We start from the raw sequence: 19950 nt of genomic DNA, 5'->3' as shown, positions 1-19950 counted from the left end.
GCTGTTCCATACAGGCTTTAGCTTATTTGGAACCCAAGTGTTCGTCGGCTTTGCGCCAATTGCGGTCACAGCTCATTTAATGATCCGTAATTCCTCCTCCTCGGCACAAAGGTCGGTCAAGAATTCTATGAACTGGCGCACCCGTGAAGGCATACGACGCCTAGAAGCAGTCACCGCGAAAATTGGTAAAGGCAGCGGCGCGTGTTCGTTGAGAATGCGGACAACCTCGCCGGAGGCCAAGACATCTGTAAACAACCAACTCGCGTGATGGGCAATGCCCAGACCGGAAAGGACTGCACCGCGGACATGTTCCGCGTCGTTTGTACGAAACGCGCCCCCGCCGTCTAAAGTGATCTGCCGACCGCAGGCTGTAAAATCCCAACCGACGACATTGCCGTGGTGGACATAGCCAATACGTTGGTGCGATTGTAAGTCGTCAAGCGTTTGCGGCCGTCCGTGCCGTGCGAGATAGCTTGCTGATGCCAAGGTGATCAGTCGCATATCGCCGATACGTTGAGCAACCAAGCCTGAATCTGACAGTTGACCTATTCGGATCGCGACATCGATTCCTTCCTCCACAAGATCAACGTGCCGGCCCGAGACTTCCATTTCGACTGCCACGTCTGGAAAGCGATCCTTGAAGGCAAGGAGCCGCGGGATAACATACATCCTCCCAAAGGCCGGCGAGAGGGTCACCCTGACTAGACCCGAGGGTGACAACTGCCTGTCCAGAACCTTTTCCTCGACTGAATCGATATCCTCTAGGATACGGAACGTGGCCTCATAATATTCCTGGCCAGCGAGCGTGACGGCGAGCGTTCGAGAATTCCTAGAAAGGAGCTGCGTTCCAAGACGTGCTTCGAGTGCCGCAAGCTGTTTACTGATAGTCGGCTGGCTCAAGTTTAGGTCTCTCGCTGCCTGTGAAAAGCTTCCACTTTCGACGACGCGTACAAAAGCGCGCATTGAATCGAGCTTGTCCATCTCAGCTCCCCTTATTCCAGCGATATATTCCTATATGGAATTGATACTATGCCAATTTACGAAATTCAATTCCGTTTGAGAATGTGGCAAACCTTACTTGCAAGACTTTTGAGGGTCTTCGAGGCAAAGGAAAAATTTATGACAATTAAAATTTATGGGGACCCCGGATCAGGTAGCTTACGGCGGGTTACCACGGCGGCCCAAGTCATGGGTATCGAAATCGAACACGTCATGGTCGATTTGTTTAAAGGCGAGAGCCAGACGGCTGAATTTAAATCAAACTTCAATCCGCACGGCCTGACACCTGTTCTTGTCGACGGTGAAGTCATTCTCTACGAAGCAGCCGCCATTAATCTTTATCTCGCGAATAAGGCAAATTCGTCATTGGTTGGAACGACCTCGGAAGAACGTTTTGAGGTACTTCAGTGGATGTTCTGGTCGGGCGAGCAATGGCGCGTCTTTGCAACAGCGTTGTTCGACGAGCGAGTGGGCAAGACGGTCATGGGGCTGCAAAAGAATGAAACCATCATCGAGTTTGCTGAGGGCAAGCTTCGTGTCGCAGCGAAAGTGCTTGATCAGCACCTAGAAGGCCGCAAATTCATCGTTGGCCAGACACTTACGCTTGCCGATATCGACATTGCAGGTCCGTTTTCTCAGATTGATCGTTCGAGGCCTCCGCTTCGGGAGTTTCCCAATCTTATGGCGTGGCACGACAACCTTCTGCAGTCGGTTCCTGCTTGGGCCGAAACAAAGCGCGTGGTTGATCACCGCATTGACAGCTTCCTGTCGAGTGTCGGCGTAACGCTTTGAACATCTCTCGTTCTTAGTTGAGGTGGCAGACCTTGTGTTTGCCATTTCCTCTTACGCGAGCGGTGATGAATCCAAAATAACCGTTTCGGGCCAACAACAGAGATTGCTGATTTATGAAACCGAGAGTCCGTCAGCACGACTCCGTTTATCGGACAAGAGTAGTAACAATGACCGCTTTTGGCAGATACCGTTGAAAAAGGCGCATACTGATCTTGCTCCGACGCTTTCGTCGGCGGGACATGCCGAGATGTATTTCCCTTCACGCCGGTTTTGGCGTTGTCGACGGGATCAGTTTTGCGAGTTTCCGGAGGTTTTGGGCTGCGGCAGCGAGGTGGAACTCATCACGCGCTCCGTTCGGTCCACGTAATCGCAGGCGATCCAGTCTGAGGATGCGTTTGAGGTGAGCAAAAAGCATCTCTACCTTTTTCTTCTGATGCCTCGACGTAACATAGGCTTCGGTCTTGGCGATATCGCGCGCCATGTCGCGAGCGCTCTCATGGATGGAGCGTGGTATCTTGCGCGCCGGGGTGTTTGGGCAGCATCGAGGTTTTAGGGCACAGGCATCGCAGTCGAGTTTGCTGGCGCGATAACGTACCATGCCATCTTCATCCACGAGTGGACGTTCGCTTTTGTAGGTAATCTGCCGAGAGCGTAACTCCTTGCCGCCAGGGCAGGTATAGAGATCACGCTTGTGGTCGTAAGCAAAGTCGGCACGCTCGAATGTACCATCACGCCGCTCGGACTTGTCGAAGACCGGAATATGCGGCTCTATCCCGCGCTCGTGGACGAGCCAGCCTAACATCTCTGCCGAACCATAGGCGGTGTCAGCGGCCAACCGTTCCGGATAGAGACCGAAGCTATCCTGAGTACGGTCAATCATGGTGCGTGCCGCGCCGACCTCCGCCTGCCGGATCGCGCGGCTTGCCTCAACATCAACGATGACGGCATTGTCCAAATCGATCAAATAGTTGGTAGCATAAGCAAAGAAGGCGTGGCCTTTCATCGCTCCGGTCCATTGAGCCGCTGGGTCCGACCTCGATACGAACTTCGGCTTTGCTTCGCTGGCTGCACCCCAGGCCGCGTCTTCCAGCGTGTCGAGATATTCCTGAACCGAGCGGCGGGTCTCGGCCATGGCTTTCCAGTCGACCGCTTCCGATCCTTTCACTGACCGTTGCTTGTTCGCATCCGCCTTGATCAGGCTCGCATCGACGGCAAAGCCTTCGCCGCCGACAAGGCCTTCTTCAATGCAGCGCCTCACTGTCGTCTCGAACAGTTCGCGCAGCAGATCGCTATCCCGAAAACGACCATGCCGGTTCTTGGAGAAAGTCGAGTGATCCGGGACATCGCCTTCGAGGCCTAGCCTGCAGAACCAGCGATAGGCGAGGTTCAGATGCACTTCCTCACACAGTCGACGCTCCGAACGGATGCCGAAGCAGTAACCAACGATCAGCATGCGGATCATCAGCTCCGGATCAATCGAGGGCCGCCCGATCTCGCTGTAGAAAGGGCGCAAGTGAGACCTAAGACCAGACAGATCTACGAAGCGGTCGATAGACCGCAGAAGATGGCTCGCTGGGACGTGACGCTCCATGCTGAACCCGTAAAACGGCGCTTCCTGCGCTACCATCCGCTCTCCCATCATCGGCACATCCTCTTAAATTCGTAGAAGGAGTGAATCAGAACTTCGCACCGACAGCAACGCCGACTTTTTCAACGGTATCGGCCAATAGCGGACGTGGCTAGTTAGAATGTCATTTCGCCCCCCAGCCTGAAACGACCCCTAAAATGGGAACTATCTGCCGCTGTAGCTCCCGCAAGGACACAGGCGACTGGCAACAGGAAAACCCCAGATACGCACGAGCCTGATCGCTTATGGCGGAAAGTTGACCAGCCAACCTGGCATCGCTGCGCGATGTGAAGCGGCTAGCGCGACGGATGATTTAAGGTCTTGCGGATTCGCGGGAGGGTTGGTTGGAACGGGCCGTAATTCTAAAGAGACATCGCTTTAGCACGTTGGCCTGCGCATGCGCTTCAGGACATCGATTTCGCTTTCCATGACCTGCGCCATCCGGCACGGCAACTCAATCTCAAAAAGATGGTGTTTTTGCGGGAAAGAGCTTGTTCTTGACCCGGTAAGCAAGCGCGACTGGTACCGGGAAAGGGCGGCGCAGGAAGGCGACTTTGCGGACGTAATTGTCCACGCGCCATGTGGCCCATGTCCCTGCCTTGAAATAAGCCACATCACCAGCGCGCAGCACGTGTATCGAACCATCATCCGCCGTTACATGAACGTCGCCTTCAAGTATGTTGACGGTCTCGTCCCAGGCGAAGAACCAGCGGAATGTGCCCGCCGTGCAATCCCACAGCGCCGTGTAAGACGCTCGGTCGCCGCTGCGCGAATGATCGGCCATGCGGGCTTGCGGCTCACCGGAAATGATCCAGTCTGGATTGATGGGTGCAGGCTGCATATCCAGCCCGGCAGCGGCTGCGGAGACCACAGAACCGGCTCTGTTCTTCGAGCCGTAAACCGGCATCAACGGAACGGTGCGCGCTGCCATAGCAACCGCGCTCGCGAACATCATTTTCACAACCATTGTTAGACCCCACCTCGATCAATGCCTTTATACCATCGGAGGCTAAGAAAAATCTTCAGAAATTATATCAAATTCTATGTATGTTTGAAACTGTACAGCGGTCCTTTCTCGGAACAGGAGCACTCAGGTTGTAAACCAGCCGATATCCCAGATATCGACCATCAGAAAAATCCAGCGCCAGACTGTGCTGCCTCACGTCAGAAACCAGTGCGCCAAAGGCCACTCTCTGATCCTCCAGTTTCTCTCACTCTTAGTCGCGCATAGACAACAAAATCGGAGCCGCTCCAAACGTATAAGCAGTTTATGAAAGCCTAATTCACACCCCTGATCGTGCCGAAGTCGCCTAAAACGGTCGCAGGAATGGGGTTCACCGCGGCCTGCCTTAATTTCCTATTTCCCGCATGTACGTGATCGTTTAATTGAGGGCGAGCAAACGCGACCTGCTCCCTGACACAATCGTCAAGCCGCCGCGGCGAGCCTGTCACCTGCAATTCTATATGAAATCGCTTCCGCCAGATGGACGCGTCCGACGACAGATTTTTCATCGAGATCGGCCAGTGTGCGTGCCACCTTCAATATGCGGTGGTAGCCGCGCGCTGAAAATTTCAGCTTCTCGGCAGCATCGCGCAGCAGCTGGAGGCCTGCGGCGTCAGGTTCTGCAAATTTCTCGATCAGCGCGGTCGAACATCTGGCATTGGTTCTTATGCCCTTGAAGCCTGCGTCGGCATAACGTTCCTCCTGTCTTTCCCGCGCCCTTGCGACCCTGCGGGCAACATCCACACTCGCCTCTGCCGCCATCGGGCGAATGAGATCGGTTGCGGAGACGGCGGGCACTTCGATGCGGATATCGATGCGGTCCATCAACGGGCCGGAAATGCGCGCCTGATAATCCGAGACGCAGCGCGGGCCTCTGGCGCAGGTGAACCCGGGTTCCCCCGCCATACCGCATTTGCAAGGGTTCATGGCCGCGACAAGCTGGATTTCAGCCGGATAACTGACCCGATGATTGGCCCGGGCAATGATGCATTCTCCCGTTTCCAGCGGCTGGCGCAGCGCATCGAGCGATTGGGGCGAGAATTCCGGAAACTCGTCCAGGAAAAGAACGCCGTGATGGGCAAGTGACGCCTCTCCGGGCTTTGCACGCAAGCCACCGCCCACAAGAGCAGCCATGGTGGCGGAATGATGAGGCGTGCGGAATGGCCGACGATCCGACAGCTTGCCGCCCGAAAGTTGACCGGCAATGGAATGCACCATCGAGACTTCCAGCAGTTCGGATGCCGAAAGCGGCGGCAGGATCGACGGCAGGCGAGAGGCCAGCATCGATTTTCCAGAGCCGGGCGGGCCGACCATGATGAGATTGTGACCTCCGGCAGCTGCCACTTCCAATGCGCGTTTCGCGCTCTCCTGGCCCTTGATATCTGCGAGATCCGGCAGATTGGCCGGATTGGCGCGGATGGCCGGTACGGGTCGCGAAAGAAGCTGCGTTCCACGGAAATGGTTGGCGAGCGCAATCAGGCTGCGCGGGGCGAGAATATCGATATCGGCACCGGCCCATGCCGCCTCCGGCCCGCTATCGGCAGGGCAGATCAACCCTTTTCCCAGCGCATTCGCGCCGACCGCAGCGGGAAGCGCACCGGAAACGGCTCCAATCGTGCCGTCGAGATTAAGCTCACCCAGAACGACGAACTTGCTCAACGCCTCTCCCGGCACGGCACCGAGTGCTGCCATGAGGCCGAGAGCAATTGGCAAATCGAAATGTGAGCCTTCCTTGGGTAAATCAGCGGGTGCGAGATTGACTGTTACCTTCTTGGCAGGCAGAGCCAGGCCCGAAGCATGAAGTGCTGCCTGCACGCGCTCACGGCTTTCGGCCACTGCCTTATCCGGCAACCCGACGATCTGGATGCTGTGGCGGATTATTGAAAAATTGCCGCGACGCCACCTGTCGCTAATTTTTAGCTAGCAAAATAGGAACCAAGTGCGTGACAATTTTTGCGGATAGTGCTGCGCCATAGGGCTGTATCCCGTCATTCTTGTGCTCATCTGCGAGATCGACCACCGTTTTTACCGCAATAAACTTTATCGCTCCTTCGGCTAGTTGGCAGGCTCTTGCAACGCCGTAGACTTCCATATCTAATCCCAGAAGCCGCTTATGCTGATCAGCAATTACTTGCTGCATCTTTTCAGAAGAGACAACAACAGAGCCACTGACGAGCGCTCCGACGTGCACCGTACCTTTTTGAACGTCGCCGTCTATCGGCATGCTCTCACGATATGTTTTGAAGTTATCCGTCGTTGCGACCAGCTGTCTGAGCTTTGTCCTTATACTCTCGTCAATTGGAACTTGATATTCTTCGAGCGTGAAAGTTGTTCCGCTCCACTTTCCGGCTTGATGTTCCCAACAGAGATCGACACATATCACGTCGCCGATTTTGGACCTACCTGAAAAGCCGGCACAAATACCCGACATCGCAACGACTTTCGGATCGAACAGTTCTATCGCTCTCGCAGTTACAGCAGCCGCGTCAACGATGCCCATTCGTGGCAAAATGACGCAGACACCGCGGTGCGAACCAATAGTTATCCTTAAGCAATCCAGCCCACCTATCTCCACGAGCTTTCCAAGCTCAGCTCCAGCGTACTGATATGCTTTCCTCTCGAGTGGCAGAGCGCACACAATGACAAATGAACATACTTCACTTGTCTTCACCCGCTGACACAGAACGCTCAGGACTTCCTTCCATGTCTGGCTGTATTCTGAGTAATGAACAAGCACAATCCCGGCCTCGGCAAAATCGACACGGCGGGAATCGACAGCCTCCTCATGCGCCGAAAGCGCGACCACTTCCGATCTCACATTAAGCGAAGATTTTCTCAGGACATCAACTAACTGGTCGGTTACGTCTACCGGCTCGTCCCTTTTGTTGAGCATAGGCAAATACAAATCGAGAACAATCAAATCATACTCGCCCGTCGAAATCGCTTTTACCCCTCCCGCCAAGCAATCCTCGCGAGTTATGTTCAAAAGGGCAGCGAATCGTTCTTCCAACACTTTTGAAATCTGAGCGAACTTCTCGTCATCGTCTTCTATAACCAGTATGTTAGGCAAAGCATCCTCGCAGTATCGTCTGAAATTCTTTTCTCCAACCTGGGTCAAACTCGTCGTAGAAAATAACGCCTTTCAACTGAACATCTAAGAATGCCGATAGAAAGATTGGAACCTGATCGATTGGGACGAGCTGGTTATTTATTTCAATCTCCGGATATTGCGTAACGATAATCACGGCATCGGGGCGCTTTTTTTCGTTCAAATTGAGCAAAACTTCCAGTCCGCCTGAAGGCATTTGCCGAGGATTGCCGTTTCCTAACGAGCGATCATGGCTCGGCAATGCCATATCTAGAACAACGAGTTTGTAGCTTCTTAAGCGAATAGCGGTCACGGCTGTCTGAACAGATGTTGCCAAAGCGGTCTTAGGCTCATGTAGGATCTCCAGCATGGCCTCCCGTAATCCCTTTTCCTTGTAGGGATCATCTTCCACGAGTAACACCTCAATCATGCGGAAACCAACAGCAATTCGAAGCCACAAGTCAGCATTTCCCCGTCGTCCCAAAAGCCTACGCCGCTGATTTCTTTATGTTCCTTCTCGAGACTTCTTAATTTTGGAATCCCGCTTTTTCCTTCCGTGACCATCGCACCGTCGATCGTTTTACTCATGGCAAGTTCTATACGTTCTAGAACCGAGTTCATCGTATCCGTTTCAACAATGCAGTTAGATATCTGAACACTCACTACCATACGCTGTCGCTCTATTCTTTTCCGCGTAGAAAATTTCAATCGACCAGTTTTAACGCCGTAGAAAGCGGCGTTTTTTACTACGACGTATAGAGCGTCATAAACATATTGGTATCGATGCCCGAGCAATCGTATTTGTGCCTCGTCATCAATTTCGACCTCGGGGTCATAGCCGCTCACCTGCGTTCTGGCCTCATCGACCACAATTTGAAATAGCTCCTCCAGCGTGGCGGAGGGCAAGGTCTCTGGCGGTTGCGCAAACCAGCTCGAAATTTGAGCAACACGCTGCTGGACTAGAGCATTAGCATCGCGGATGGCCAGTCGGGCCGAGCTAATGGCATTACTCGAGGCCGGAGGGAGATCGCGGCTGTCAATAAACAACTTTTCGGTCCTGTATCGCTCCAGTTGCTCTCTGACATTATTCAAGTCTGGCGAAACGAGTATCCAGCAATGCTGCTGAAATAGTTCCATAATCTCGGGCACATTGGTCGTATCATTCAGTAAAGGTTCGACATCATCGTAAATTAATTTCAGATGACTGAGCTTTGCATCATTATCAAGACTTGGAACAATTAGTCCCTTTGGCTTCGCTTCCGACCGCACTTGGAGACGTTCAATCGCGAAGCGGCGAACGTCAGCTTCTAGGTCGCGTAAGCGTTGGGCGACGAAACGCGCCAGCTGAGGGTTGTTTTCACGCTCCTTCAAAACAAAATTCTGTAAAATTGTGCGTACATCGGCGGTTATAGTTCCATAGAACGTGCCGTGTCTAATCCTACGACCAATGTAAGAATCAAGCCCAAACGATCTGTTAGAGCAGAATTCACGGAAGACTTTTGAAACGATCCTTGCGAGATGTAATCCCGGGTCACTCAGAAGAAGAATTTCGTCTTGAACATCACTAACATTCGCGTCTGCCCGCAAATTTGTGTCACCAGACGTTATTAAAGATCTCAAATCAAGCGCGATTTCGTCCTGCATCCAGTGTCGAAGACGCGCGGTATCCACGTGCAGTCGGTTGGCGTCAATCTCATTTCTAAGGCGAACCAGCTTATTTTCCAGAGATAACGATCGAGCGCGCTCCCTGTGGATTTCGCTGTCTGTGTAGTCACCATACCAGTAGAGCATCCGCTCTCTGGTCTCCGATACGGCCTCCACACTGTCGTATAGACCATAAAGTTGAGTTAAAAAACTGTCATCCCAGAAGCCGAAATAGTATTCTCCAACTGATGGCGCCTTTGAATATAGGTCTTTTAATAACGCCATTACATCCTTGTTGTAGCCACTTTCGACTATTTTTTCAGTCGCCTGTCGCACAGAGTAGTCAGTGATGAAGCTCTGATCGGCATCGAATATTATTGTCGTTCTCAGAAGCTCATAAAGTAGGTCTTGAGATTTTTCTGGTAATGCAGAATGTAATTCTACTGCGGTTAGCAAAGAAGGAATATTTTCACACGCATTGAGCGCCGCCAGAAGTTCCTCACCGGTTAAATCCAACGGTTCTGTTAGATTTGTAACAACGTATGAGAACACTCCAGAAAGTTCCATTCTTCCTGTTGGCGCAATAGATTTATTGCTATCCATGTTTACTAGACTTAGACCTCGTATTATTTCAACTGCACTGAGGGTCGCCTCGATTTCTACAGGTGGCTGGGAAACTGGGCTGGAGAATATACCGTCCATTCGCGCACTAAGCGACGATTCAATTTTGGAGCGAAATTCGATAGCCGCATCGTAATTTAGGAGAGCTGCTGAATGCCGAAATAGAGTGTCAGATTTTACCTCATCAGCGAGATCCTCTGGCATTGGAGGAAATTTGCTGGAAGGGAAACGCGCGCGCTCAAAAGCTTCCCGCACGACCCTTGGCACAGTTCGGAATAGCCCGCTTTCTAACGAACGCTCCGATGCATGAGCTAACCTCTCCGCTGTGAGAAGGTACATGCAGAGATCAATGACAGAATAACCTGCGTAGGCTCGCGCTGTTTCACTCACATCCTGCTCTTTTCTGGAGAGGGGGCTAAACAGATCCATAAGATATAGCCTGACATGGCGCGGCAGCCGATCACCGGTAGAAATTCGCGTGTAAGTCCGCCTTACATCGAAGTATGTCCTAGATCCATCAAAGCTATCTTCAATGGCGGGAAAAAGTATGCTTCGCCTCTTGTTGTTAAGAGGCGAAACAAACTCAATAATTGATGCCTCAACCTGAGGAAAATTTCGCGTTCTATATCTTAAACTGAATATCTTCGTTATAAGATTTATCGAGTAACCAAATTTTGCAAAATTTGATGACAACAGGTTGGCCACTTCACTATCAGAACCAATCTCCACCAATTCGTCTAGTTGGCGAGTAAAATTAATATAGTCTACAAGAAATGCTTCGTAGCTACTCAATAATTTGCCCGCATAGCTTATAAAGGCCTTCTCGGGCATATTATCTGCAAACACGATGTCACCAACTGTAGGTGGCAACGGCGGCACAGGCAGAGACACAGTAATATGCCCCTCTCGTTGAAGCAAACTGAGAAGGTTCACTGCCGCTTTGTTGTCTGGATACTTTAGCTGATGAATGAACCTGTTAGTTTTTTCACTAAGAGTTTTATTGCCTTTCTCAGCGATTATACCTCTTAACTGGTTCCTTGTGGTTGGAGACTTTATTGCTCGCAATTGAGAAACCAATTGTATGTTTAATTCAGACACTCGGGCCCCCCCGTCGACTTTTAGACATCACGAATATGCAATAAAGCGCGCTCCTTATTCCCGCAACAATATTTCGGGGCTTGGCTTTCATTTTCACGAGTTAGCCACAACTAAAAAGAGAGATCAGGCGTAAAATTTAATCTAATTTTCCGCTTCTTAGCCGCGGGGGTTACCAGAGCAGGATCGATAATGCCAAACTGCTCCTATTCAACAACTACAGGCGTACCCTCATGTATCGCGTCACTAAACAAATTGCGGTAGAGATAGGCTTGTGACTTGCCTCGATGTGAAAGCTTACCCGAGTGAAGAAACTGTATCTGACAGTGTAAGGCAATGGGCAGCTCTTTCGTTTGATTCTTGTGTATCCGATCGTCAATACCGAGACATGCCAGCTTCTACTGTTGGGTTGCCCTCAACCTTCCGTCCCCATCTATTCACTTCCTAAAACGAGAATTCTGAGGGGGTAGGCACTGTATTGCGTCGCGACGTATGTCTTCGGGAGTTCTTGGTACAAATTTTGTATCGCCCAGATCGAGCGCCGAGCCAAGTTTCTCCACTGCGTAGGATATGTCTTCGTGTATTTTGATGATGCCTTCTCGGAAGTCTGGGTACCCTTGGACGCCCACGTAAGTTGTAACTACCGCTGCCAGCCAAAGGGCCTTGACCTCTATTTTACCGTCTCGAAATCTTAGAGAGCCGTAAGAGGCGATGCCGCCAACAATCTTCGGTCTGTGCCCCTGAAATATCGGCGATAGTACAGCCGAATATGCTGCATTAATTTCCGTAATGGCAGCGAACTCTCGTGGGTAGTTTTCCTTAAAGTCCCGGCCTTGGACAGGTAATCCTGAGACTAGTGATCCTGATGATGTCGAGAGGTTAAGCCTCACGTAATGCTGGAAACTAGAAATTGTATAGTCCAGATACCCGAGAACGATGTAATCGGATTTTCGCGGGGGGAGGTGCTGTTCAGGGTCCATCAGTGTTCCTTGTTGACAAATCGCCTCACTCTAACCGGGGCCATTATCGAACCGTTGAGGAAACTGTTTTTGACTTGTGCTAGCATCGCGCCAGGCCATTCTAATTGCCTCTCCTTTCTCGCACAATTCGTGAGGCAAAGACAAAAAAATATAGTGATTTACAGAGGCTTATTTTTTTCCACATTATCCTAAGTGACTAGATGTATTCTCATCAGTGACTTCGGCAAAGAGTCGGATATTGTCGCTCGCGATTGCGGAGTTTTGCTTCAGTCATATGTAGTTCGCGCCTTCTTTTATAAGCGCCAATCACTTCCGGCTCTCAGTCCGCCTGCCAAAATCTGCCACAGTTGTGACCGTTGACGTCATCTCCATTTATCTTGCCTCCGGTGTTTGAGCACCATTAACTCTTCAGTCACTTCGGCTCCACAGACTTTGCCAGATAGCTTTTTCCAGCGAACCCATCCACAACGCTCGTAAAATGAGATGGCAGCGCGATTCGATGATACAACGCTAAGCGTGTCTGCGCCCTTCAAACAAGCGTTGTGTAGAAGACTTGATCCGATCCGATTTCGCCGAAACCGGTGGTCAACATAAAGACCGGTCACGATGCCAGAGGTGTTCGCGATCATGCCGACGATCTCATTTTTGACCACTGCGACTTGGGTGACAGGCAGCAAACAGCGCGCATAATCTTCTCCACCTCGCTCATCGTCGAACCTCTTTGCACTCGAAGCTGGCAACACGCCGTTATACGTTTCGTGCCAACAAAGAGATGCCAGATAACTCAGTGCGCTAAAATCAGTGTTGCGTGCAGCCCTGAAGTTGCAGTTAAATTCAATGGACCTTTTCACCAAGTAAACCCTTTCGCCAAATCTATTTAACCGTCACTAGAATTTGGCGATGAGGCAACGGAAGACAGAGAGTGTATATCTCAAATGCCGTTCGGCATAAGACAAAGACAACCCTTGGTGCATTGAACAGAGATAGCCGGTCAGACCCATTGCTGTTGTCCTTCACTCCCTAATCAGTGAAGCGGGCTGCAAAGAATGGAGTGTTAAATGGCTTTTGAGAACCTGACCTTGATTGACGCTGTGAACCGTTCACCAGCTGACGCGGCGACTAAACGACGACGCCGGCTGCTAATGCAGATCGACAAGCAGATCGAGATCGTGAACGAGTTCAGTGCGGGACGATCGAAACGAGGCAGATGGTTTCAAGAAAACCAAGACGGCTCGTTTTCACTAGCCGTTCGATATGGCCGAAGAGACTTGGAACTTTCGCAAGGGAAATTTGCGATAAGCTGTAATACTGTCAGTGAGGTTTTAGATGCTTTGGCTACTGTACGCCTCCACTGCTCAGAGAGGCATTTCGACACTCAACTGGACAAAATTTCTGGCGAAATCAGGAAGGGCTTCGCAAAAAGCCCAACCAGAATAAAGCAGGTAGGTAGCCAGAAACGCAGCAGCTAGTTCGAGCGGAACACGGGTTCACCCAAGATTTCCTGAACCAGAACGCCGGTATTCTCAAATTCGAACAGCGGGCGCCTCAAGCCCCAGCTGATGTGTTGCGTACGCGAATCCCATTCATCGAATTCTGCGAACGGTTTCATTCTTCTGGTCCAGACGACAAGTCGATCCCCCACCTGCAGGAAATCCTTGGGAAGCCGCATTACCGACGGTTGCTGTAAGGCTACGCTTTTGCCTCTCAACTCTAAGCACGTGGTCAAGCAGAAGCGGTCAGTTTCGCATCTGCGATTTGCAGCAAGCACAATTCGCTCGGCGTGAAGATAACCGGCATCCAAAACCTCAATAACACGGAGTTTCATGCCGCTACCCCCATGACATCTAGGTGAGACGACGGAGCTAGGGCTCCTGCATCAAACGAAACAGACGCCGAGAATAGAAGCTGAATGAGTCCGGCTTTTCCATAATGAAGCCAGAGAAGTTCCTGTATTATCTTCTGCTCATTCGGGGTGGCCGTAAACAGTCCCACCGCTCTATCCGGGTCGACAGCCAAGACCAACAGGTTAGGCATCAGTGAAGCAGCAGCTTGGCAAACTGGAGCGACTGACGTGTCATCCCTGAGATCGGTGACCATGGTGATGCTGTTTTCCGTATCACGACGATGAGATCTAAATCCTTCCTTCTGCACGGCTAATACGGAGATATTATTTGCCTTGGCGAAGTCGATAACTTCATTTAGCATTTCTGGTAGGGTGTATAGCGCCGTAAACTTTCTGTATTTAAGCATAAGAAAGCCTTTATGTTCGCCCATTAATACTGATGGGCGTGAAAACTGTATGGTGGCTGAAAGCCGATGATATTTGCGAATGCTGTAAGCAACCTTTTGTGAATTTTGCTGGTGGATCAGGTTGCTGGAAAATGGCTATCAGAAAGCCGAATCTTGTTTCAAGAAAAAAGACATACAAACTTCATATTATTCGATTTATCTAATATTAGATCGTTGGGTAAATCACGAAATCTTCCCCAATCAACATGTCCATCGCGTTGAAACCCAAGAACTTGCTCGTGTACGAAGCGATTTTGCTCGGCCTTCCAACGCTGGCCATATAATTGGTGAAATCGCGGACATCCACATCGGAGAAATCATAATCGCACGTCTGGATGTCGATCGTCGCGAATTTCTTTTTCGCCTTTTCGATCTGTCCAGGTTTGAACACCCAAATCGAATGGATGTGGAGGTTCTGCAGATCGCTTGTCGTTCCCCAATACCGAGTTCCATTCCCATCAGCTGCTGCGATCATGAGTGGCTGGCAATCTCTCTTCCGCGTGAAATTCGATCCGAGAAGCTCGCGGCACATCCGCTTATATAACCTGTCTGTATTGAGAAATTCGGGTGAAAGCTTGTGATTATAAATTGGAGATGAGCTATCGCTCATCTCGGACTTACGTCCGGCAATCTTTTTGCTATCGAAGCTAAAGGTGACGAACAAGGCATGGAACTGCATATAAGATTCCAGTGGTTGCCATATGGGACGATCTGGATCGGTGAAGTTCTTTATACGTTCGTCAATCCAATTTGCGTATGCATTAGCGGTTTCTTTATATCGCATTTCCTTTCCTGTGGACGTGTTTATAGAAAGGCTCATTTGCAAGAGCCTGATGCGGGGTGATGTGGGTAACACTGGGGGAGCCTGAGTAAAAACGTCAGGGAGCAGTGGAACTGGATTGGTGATTTTATTTAGGGGGATGTGTTTGAGACAAGCTGTTCCATAGCATTTTCAGAGCGAAATTGCCAAGAAAATCGCATAATTATAGACGCAACTAGCTATCGCGACATGCGCTGCTTTACAACCCGCATAAGGTCTACAGCCACAGCTAGCTCAGCTTCACTCATGGTGTTCAACATCGAGTTAGCTTCCGCGACGAGTGCGCTGCGCTTTGACCGATTATCGGAAACACTGTCGACTTCGATTAGATCAGAGAGACCCACGCCAAGGGATGAGCAAATTGCTAGCAACGTCTCAAGGCTCGGCGTATTTACACCTCGCTCTATCTGAGAAATTCCATCTACGGTTCGCATCGAAAACTCTGCAAGCTGAGCCTGCGTCATCTCCCGCGCACGTCTGAATTCTCTGATCTTGGACCCAATTTGCTTCGCAATAGTCATAGGCGACATTTGCGAAAGCGATTGCTTCGAGGAACCCGCATTGAGTACGGAAATCATGAAATAATCGTATGATGCTACGATTTTGTGGATTTCGAGTTGCGTTTGCTCTATTACCAACTTGAGCGGGCATAGGGCCTGCACTCACTTGGGGGCTTCAATGCGAGCGTTTGGAAATATTATTTGGTTTTGCTTCGGTGGAGCCATCGTTGCATGTATTTGGTTTTTAGGCGGTCTCATTGCAGCAATTTCCATCATAGGCCTGCCCTTATCACGATCAGCGTTCGAGATCGCAAAACTTTCCGCCTTTCCCTTTGGAAAGGAAATTGTTCACGTTCGGGAATTGGACGGTAAGGGACTAACCGCCGGAACGGCTGCCACTGGAACCATCGGATTTATAGTGAATATTGTTTGGCTTCTAACATTTGGCTGGGTTCTGTTTTTTAGTCATGTCTTAGCTGGCGTAATCGCGTGCGTCTTTATAATAACGATCCCGTTTGGCATCCAGTCGTTTAAATTGGCGGCGCTGTCGCTTTGGCCAATCGGTCGCCGCGTTGTTAGCGTCGAGATGGCGAGGGTCGCTCGGGAGCATAACGCTAAGATTCGTCTCGGTAACAGCCATGATGTCCTCGTTTCAAGCTAATTGGGGGCGACCCGAATGTCATTGCGCTTAGTCGCTCTTCTATGCTTATCGCCATGCTTTGCTGGAGCTTTGAAGGCTGCCTCCTTGGATGAGATGTTTAATAGTCTGCCTTCAGCATATACGACCATCGAGGGAGCTAAGGCATGTAAACTGTCAGGAGAAATTTCCTCACAACTTATGGAATTCGCAGAAAATCGAATTGCAAAACTCGAAGAAGCATCAAAACTTTCGAAAAGTGAACGGTCCGCCCTTCGCAGTAAAGCGATATCTGAAGCCCCGATGCTTATTGCCATAGGTGCTTGCCCAAGCGTTTTGGCGGCTTTTCAAATATTAGATGTGCAGAAAAAATTTCTTGATGCTCAAAACAAAAAATTGCCCGACGCATCAACTGCGAAACAGAGTTCACCTTCGCATGCCGACCCTGCCGTACCTCTAGGGCAAGATTTACCCAAAGTTGAGTCTAGTGACCAATCCGATCATTTTAATACACTGCCGATAAAGGCGGGGGCATACGTCCGAAGCAAAAATGATTGCGAAGCTCTTCTAAAAAACGAGCTGGAAATGATCGACTTTGAGTTAAATGACGACCTTCGAGCTTTCTCCACGGGCGAGAACTCCTGCGTAATATCGAAAATAACGCAATTAGATGCAAACCGTTTGAGGGTCAAAGCTGACTGTCAAGAATTCGGCGAGGCAAGTCAGACAACATTCATCTTGGATCGGATGGCTGACGGCAACATACATATTGATGGGAACAAAAGATTTTTTTGCCCCACCCCATCGACATCTCCGACTTCTACCGACGACGTATCTACCTTGATTGAGCAATGGCAAGAATTTAATGGCGATTGTCGTGGCGGGTCTGGCGACGATCCGATGACTGCGAAAGCATGTGATACACGGTCAGATGTTTCTGCAAGGCTGGAATCATTGGGATACTGCTACGAAGGCGCATCAACATCCACCTCTACATGGAATATATTTTAAAAAATAGTCCAACCTTGTTGAGCCAGATCGATTTCTAGACGACCGTCAAACATATACCAACGTTTATGTTTGACGGAGCAACATGAAATACATCGCCTATTACCGCGTCTCGACATCCAAGCAGCAGCATTCTGGCCTCGGATTGGCAGCGCAAAAGGAAGCGATTGCAAGCTTCTTGCAAACTGATGACGAACTCGTCAGTGAGTTTGTGGAGACGGTTTCGGGAAAGCGAGACAACCGGGTTCATTTGGCGGAAGCGATCAAAACCGCTCGAAGATTCGGAGCGAAGATACTGATCGCGAAACTCGATCGATTTTCGAGACGCGTTAGCTTCATCGCCAAAATGATGGAAAGCGATGTCGGGTTTGTCGTTGCAGATATGCCAACCGCTTCGGCATTTCAGCTCCATATTTTTGCCGCTCTAGCTCAAGAAGAGCGTCGGCTAATTTCAGCAAGAACCAAAGCCGCTTTAGCCGAAGCAAAACGAAGAGGCACCAAATTAGGTATCCACGGAAAATGCTTAGCGCGGCTCAATCGGAGGGAGGCTGAGCGTCGGGCAGTTGATCTGCACACCCATCTTCCAGAAGGTTGGACTTCGATGACTTATTCAGCCATCGCGCGTTACCTCAATGAGGCGGGAGTTAAATCAGCGAGAGGTGGCATCTTTCATCCGCAAAGCGTCAAAAACTCTCTCCGCCATTTAAGCGAACTTCAGCGATTAAATTAATCGCGATTTTATTCAACTTTCTATAAACGCACCGATATGTCCCATCCTCCATGCGATAATATGTTAAAGTCGTTTGGATCAATCACTGCGTGCTCAAACTGGAATTAACCTCCCCTTTCTATTCCCCAGTTTTCGTCGTTGGAAAACGCCATAACGATTTGTTTGGTGGGATCATTTCGGTCAACTTCGACTGCTCGGAACCTATGCCCCCCAAATCCCACCACGAACCGCCTATGCGAGCCGTCAACTAGTGCTTCATTTCGCCTTGCAAAAGAAATCGAAGTGTTCAGGAGATCAGCGACATGTGGATCCAAACTTGAGGCCATCCGGTCAATTTCGCGCTGGGGACCAGCGTGTCCGTCAGGATATACCATCATCTTTGGAACGTTGCGACGAATCCAATCCGCAATCCCGATCCGACTATCCAAATTTTCTTTTGGCCCAGCTGATATCGCTTCAACAAGTTTCTGAATGTTAAGGTCGCTATGATCTTGTCGGGCAAATTCCTGCATTGTCTGAAATTTGAGTTCTACCTGTTCTTTCTCGATCCGCTGGATCTCGCTTGCCAGATCAGCAAGTTTCTCTCGAACGAAGTCTGTACCGACGCTTTCATCCGACAGAAGATCGAATGCGCTCTCTCGCATTTTTTTCTTCTTCGTTAGTTCGTTGGAAATCGCCGCCAGTCGTCCTTCTGCGATCAATCTATCGGCCTTAGCCGAAGAATCGACGATTAACGACGGCAGATCCAGCTCCTTAACGAAGGTGAGGAACGCAGTTTCTAGGTGCTTCAACGGCCACGCCGCTGCCAAGCATTCATTTCCACGGCGGGCATTTTCACACCGAATGTAGATCCCGCCTTTTGGTCCAGAGCCTTTGTCTAGGATCATCATTCGTCCATTGCAGTAACCGCAAGTCGCCACGCCTGAAAAGAGGTTAACGTTGTTACGGCCCTTGCGACCACTCCCTCGATTCTTTCTGACCGCGCGACCAGCCTGTATCCTTTCAAATTGGTCTAGTGAAACAACGGCAGGAAAATAATCCGTGATTGGTTCACCCGCCGGTGTACGTTTACCTTCAATATATCTGTGAGGCTGAAACTCACCAAGCACGGCGCGATTGGTCAGAAGCTTCGAGACATATGATTCATGCCAGCCTTTTGACGGAGCGAATGTCGGGATTTTGTCTAAATTGAGTTTTCGAGCAATCTGATATGAACCTTTGCCATTGTCAGCATTGTTGAAAATGGCTTGTAAAACCGCGACACGCTCGGGGATAGCGTTAAAGGTTCGTCGATCTTCAGATAAACTCAGCCATGCGGGTGCGACTTGCGTGAGTTTCGTCTCTCGGATGTTATTTCGCTTGTTCTCCCATGCCGCGCCGACCCGTAGACCTTTGGTCCGAGATTCTTCATAGGCGCGAGCCATGATCACGACCGAGAGAAGTATATCAGCAACGTCGGCGCTACCGGACTTATATACCCGCCGATCGGTTAATGTGACAATATCTACTCCTGACTCCAGAATTTGAAGAAATAGCGCAACCGCCGTCTGAGGCTTTTCGCGACTGATGCGGTCAAGTGATTCGACTATTAAAAACGATCCTTCTGGGATCATGCCGTTTTCAGCAAGGGAGAGAAATCTACCAAGCTCACCTTGCGTGACATTCTTTCCTCGATAAGCAGAGACACCTATGTCCTGAAGTTTGAAATCCTCAACGAGTTCTAGGCCGTTTTCCTCGCAGTAGCGTTTTGATTCTTCGGTCTGTCTCCGTAGGCTGTCGCCCTTGAGCTGAACATCAGTTGACATGCGGACATAAGAATATGCTTTAGGTTTCATGCTCTCTCCTTAGAAAGAGCATCTACATTATAAATTAATCCACCTCAACATCTGGATACCGACCTTACCGGGCGCCACCATGACCTGAACTTCGACGGGCACACCCTCTATGCCCTGAAACGCAACCGTATTGACGCGCGATACCATGAAAACTGCCCCTATGCCTGCGACCTTCATCTGCGCAGATCATGCGTGTTTTCAGGCCGTGGTTGCAACCTTGCACATCACCATGAATAAAACAAGAACATGCAGCGAACAATTTCTCGCTTACGCTGCATTAAA

The 19950-nt window shown here is 50.2% G+C and carries 18 protein-coding genes and 2 pseudogenes; 5 read left to right on the top strand and 15 right to left on the bottom strand.

Features of this window, described 5'->3' with window-relative positions; all coding sequences use genetic code 11:
* Positions 1-72: 72 nt before the first annotated feature.
* The gene (locus tag CFBP5473_RS19305) at positions 73-981 is read right to left on the bottom strand and encodes a LysR family transcriptional regulator (RefSeq protein WP_027674694.1); all 909 of its coding nucleotides are present in this window, start codon (positions 979-981) and stop codon (positions 73-75) included.
* A gap of 48 nt (positions 982-1029) precedes the next feature.
* On the opposite strand from CFBP5473_RS19305, the gene CFBP5473_RS19300 reads away from it, so the two are divergent.
* Positions 1030-1791 (top strand): glutathione S-transferase family protein, encoded by a 762-nt coding sequence (locus CFBP5473_RS19300; protein WP_234881857.1) that lies wholly within the window; start codon positions 1030-1032, stop codon positions 1789-1791.
* 259 nt (positions 1792-2050) lie between these two features.
* Here the strand turns inward: CFBP5473_RS19300 and CFBP5473_RS19295 are convergent, their stop codons facing one another.
* The 8 genes and pseudogenes from CFBP5473_RS19295 to CFBP5473_RS25735 all read right to left on the bottom strand — a co-directional run bounded on the left by CFBP5473_RS19295 (position 2051) and on the right by CFBP5473_RS25735 (position 12592).
* Positions 2051-3433, bottom strand: coding sequence for an IS1182 family transposase (locus CFBP5473_RS19295; RefSeq protein WP_027674696.1), 1383 nt, complete (start codon positions 3431-3433; stop codon positions 2051-2053).
* Between the two features lie 445 nt (positions 3434-3878).
* Positions 3879-4385, bottom strand: a complete 507-nt coding sequence (locus CFBP5473_RS19290; RefSeq protein WP_027674697.1) for a cupin domain-containing protein — start codon at positions 4383-4385, stop codon at positions 3879-3881.
* A gap of 459 nt (positions 4386-4844) precedes the next feature.
* Positions 4845-6287, bottom strand: a pseudogene (locus CFBP5473_RS19285) (YifB family Mg chelatase-like AAA ATPase); the annotation flags it as partial.
* Positions 6288-6330: 43 nt separating this feature from the next.
* Positions 6331-7491 (bottom strand): phosphorylase family protein, encoded by a 1161-nt coding sequence (locus CFBP5473_RS19280; RefSeq protein WP_027674699.1) that lies wholly within the window; start codon positions 7489-7491, stop codon positions 6331-6333.
* Positions 7484-7921: a hypothetical protein gene (locus tag CFBP5473_RS19275; RefSeq protein ID WP_169696903.1), complete on the bottom strand. Its 438-nt coding sequence runs from the start codon at positions 7919-7921 to the stop codon at positions 7484-7486. Before CFBP5473_RS19275 ends, CFBP5473_RS19280 begins: the two co-directional genes overlap by 8 nt.
* A 14-nt stretch (positions 7922-7935) precedes the next feature.
* Positions 7936-10872: a hypothetical protein gene (locus CFBP5473_RS19270; RefSeq protein ID WP_136954405.1), complete on the bottom strand. Its 2937-nt coding sequence runs from the start codon at positions 10870-10872 to the stop codon at positions 7936-7938.
* A gap of 434 nt (positions 10873-11306) precedes the next feature.
* Positions 11307-11849 carry a hypothetical protein gene (locus CFBP5473_RS19265; RefSeq protein ID WP_027674702.1) on the bottom strand — a complete coding sequence of 181 codons (543 nt, stop codon included), beginning with the start codon at positions 11847-11849 and terminating at the stop codon, positions 11307-11309.
* Positions 11850-12211: 362 nt separating this feature from the next.
* Positions 12212-12592 carry a GNAT family N-acetyltransferase gene (locus tag CFBP5473_RS25735; protein WP_420359740.1) on the bottom strand — a complete coding sequence of 127 codons (381 nt, stop codon included), beginning with the start codon at positions 12590-12592 and terminating at the stop codon, positions 12212-12214.
* Positions 12593-12907: 315 nt separating this feature from the next.
* On the opposite strand from CFBP5473_RS25735, the gene CFBP5473_RS19255 reads away from it, so the two are divergent.
* Complete coding sequence (locus tag CFBP5473_RS19255; protein WP_051441219.1) at positions 12908-13318, top strand: hypothetical protein; 411 nt, start codon at positions 12908-12910, stop codon at positions 13316-13318.
* Here CFBP5473_RS19255 and CFBP5473_RS19250 read toward each other — a convergent pair.
* The 4 genes from CFBP5473_RS19250 to CFBP5473_RS25730 all read right to left on the bottom strand — a co-directional run bounded on the left by CFBP5473_RS19250 (position 13315) and on the right by CFBP5473_RS25730 (position 15479).
* Positions 13315-13674, bottom strand: coding sequence for a hypothetical protein (locus CFBP5473_RS19250; RefSeq protein ID WP_136954403.1), 360 nt, complete (start codon positions 13672-13674; stop codon positions 13315-13317). The genes CFBP5473_RS19255 and CFBP5473_RS19250 overlap by 4 nt on opposite strands.
* Positions 13671-14123, bottom strand: a complete 453-nt coding sequence (locus CFBP5473_RS19245) for a hypothetical protein (protein ID WP_037170844.1) — start codon at positions 14121-14123, stop codon at positions 13671-13673. The genes CFBP5473_RS19250 and CFBP5473_RS19245 overlap by 4 nt, the downstream gene beginning before the upstream one ends.
* 181 nt (positions 14124-14304) lie before the next feature.
* A complete protein-coding gene (locus CFBP5473_RS19240) occupies positions 14305-14922 on the bottom strand; it encodes a hypothetical protein (protein ID WP_027674705.1) in 618 nt (205 codons plus the stop codon).
* Between the two features lie 215 nt (positions 14923-15137).
* Positions 15138-15479, bottom strand: coding sequence for a helix-turn-helix domain-containing protein (locus CFBP5473_RS25730; RefSeq protein WP_420359739.1), 342 nt, complete (start codon positions 15477-15479; stop codon positions 15138-15140).
* 157 nt (positions 15480-15636) lie between these two features.
* Here CFBP5473_RS25730 and CFBP5473_RS19230 point away from each other — a divergent pair, with 157 nt between their 5' ends.
* The 3 genes from CFBP5473_RS19230 (at position 15637) to CFBP5473_RS19220 (ending at position 17833) form a co-directional block, all read left to right on the top strand.
* Positions 15637-16119 carry a YccF domain-containing protein gene (locus CFBP5473_RS19230; protein ID WP_037170845.1) on the top strand — a complete coding sequence of 161 codons (483 nt, stop codon included), beginning with the start codon at positions 15637-15639 and terminating at the stop codon, positions 16117-16119.
* Between the two features lie 84 nt (positions 16120-16203).
* Complete coding sequence (locus CFBP5473_RS19225; RefSeq protein WP_136954401.1) at positions 16204-17106, top strand: hypothetical protein; 903 nt, start codon at positions 16204-16206, stop codon at positions 17104-17106.
* An 82-nt stretch (positions 17107-17188) separates the two neighbouring features.
* Entirely contained in the window at positions 17189-17833 is a 645-nt protein-coding gene (locus tag CFBP5473_RS19220) for a recombinase family protein (RefSeq protein WP_027674707.1), read from the top strand.
* A gap of 104 nt (positions 17834-17937) precedes the next feature.
* On the opposite strand, the gene CFBP5473_RS19215 is transcribed toward CFBP5473_RS19220, so the two are convergent.
* Both CFBP5473_RS19215 and CFBP5473_RS25725 read right to left on the bottom strand, forming a co-directional pair.
* Positions 17938-19668 carry a recombinase family protein gene (locus CFBP5473_RS19215; RefSeq protein WP_027674708.1) on the bottom strand — a complete coding sequence of 577 codons (1731 nt, stop codon included), beginning with the start codon at positions 19666-19668 and terminating at the stop codon, positions 17938-17940.
* Between the two features lie 45 nt (positions 19669-19713).
* Positions 19714-19815 (bottom strand): annotated as a pseudogene (locus CFBP5473_RS25725) (ATP-binding protein); the annotation flags it as partial.
* Between the last annotated feature and the right edge of the window lie 135 nt (positions 19816-19950).

This window comes from Agrobacterium larrymoorei, from assembly GCF_005145045.1.
In the GTDB taxonomy this organism is placed as follows: domain Bacteria; phylum Pseudomonadota; class Alphaproteobacteria; order Rhizobiales; family Rhizobiaceae; genus Agrobacterium; species Agrobacterium larrymoorei.
This window is presented reverse-complemented; position numbering and strand designations above follow the sequence as displayed.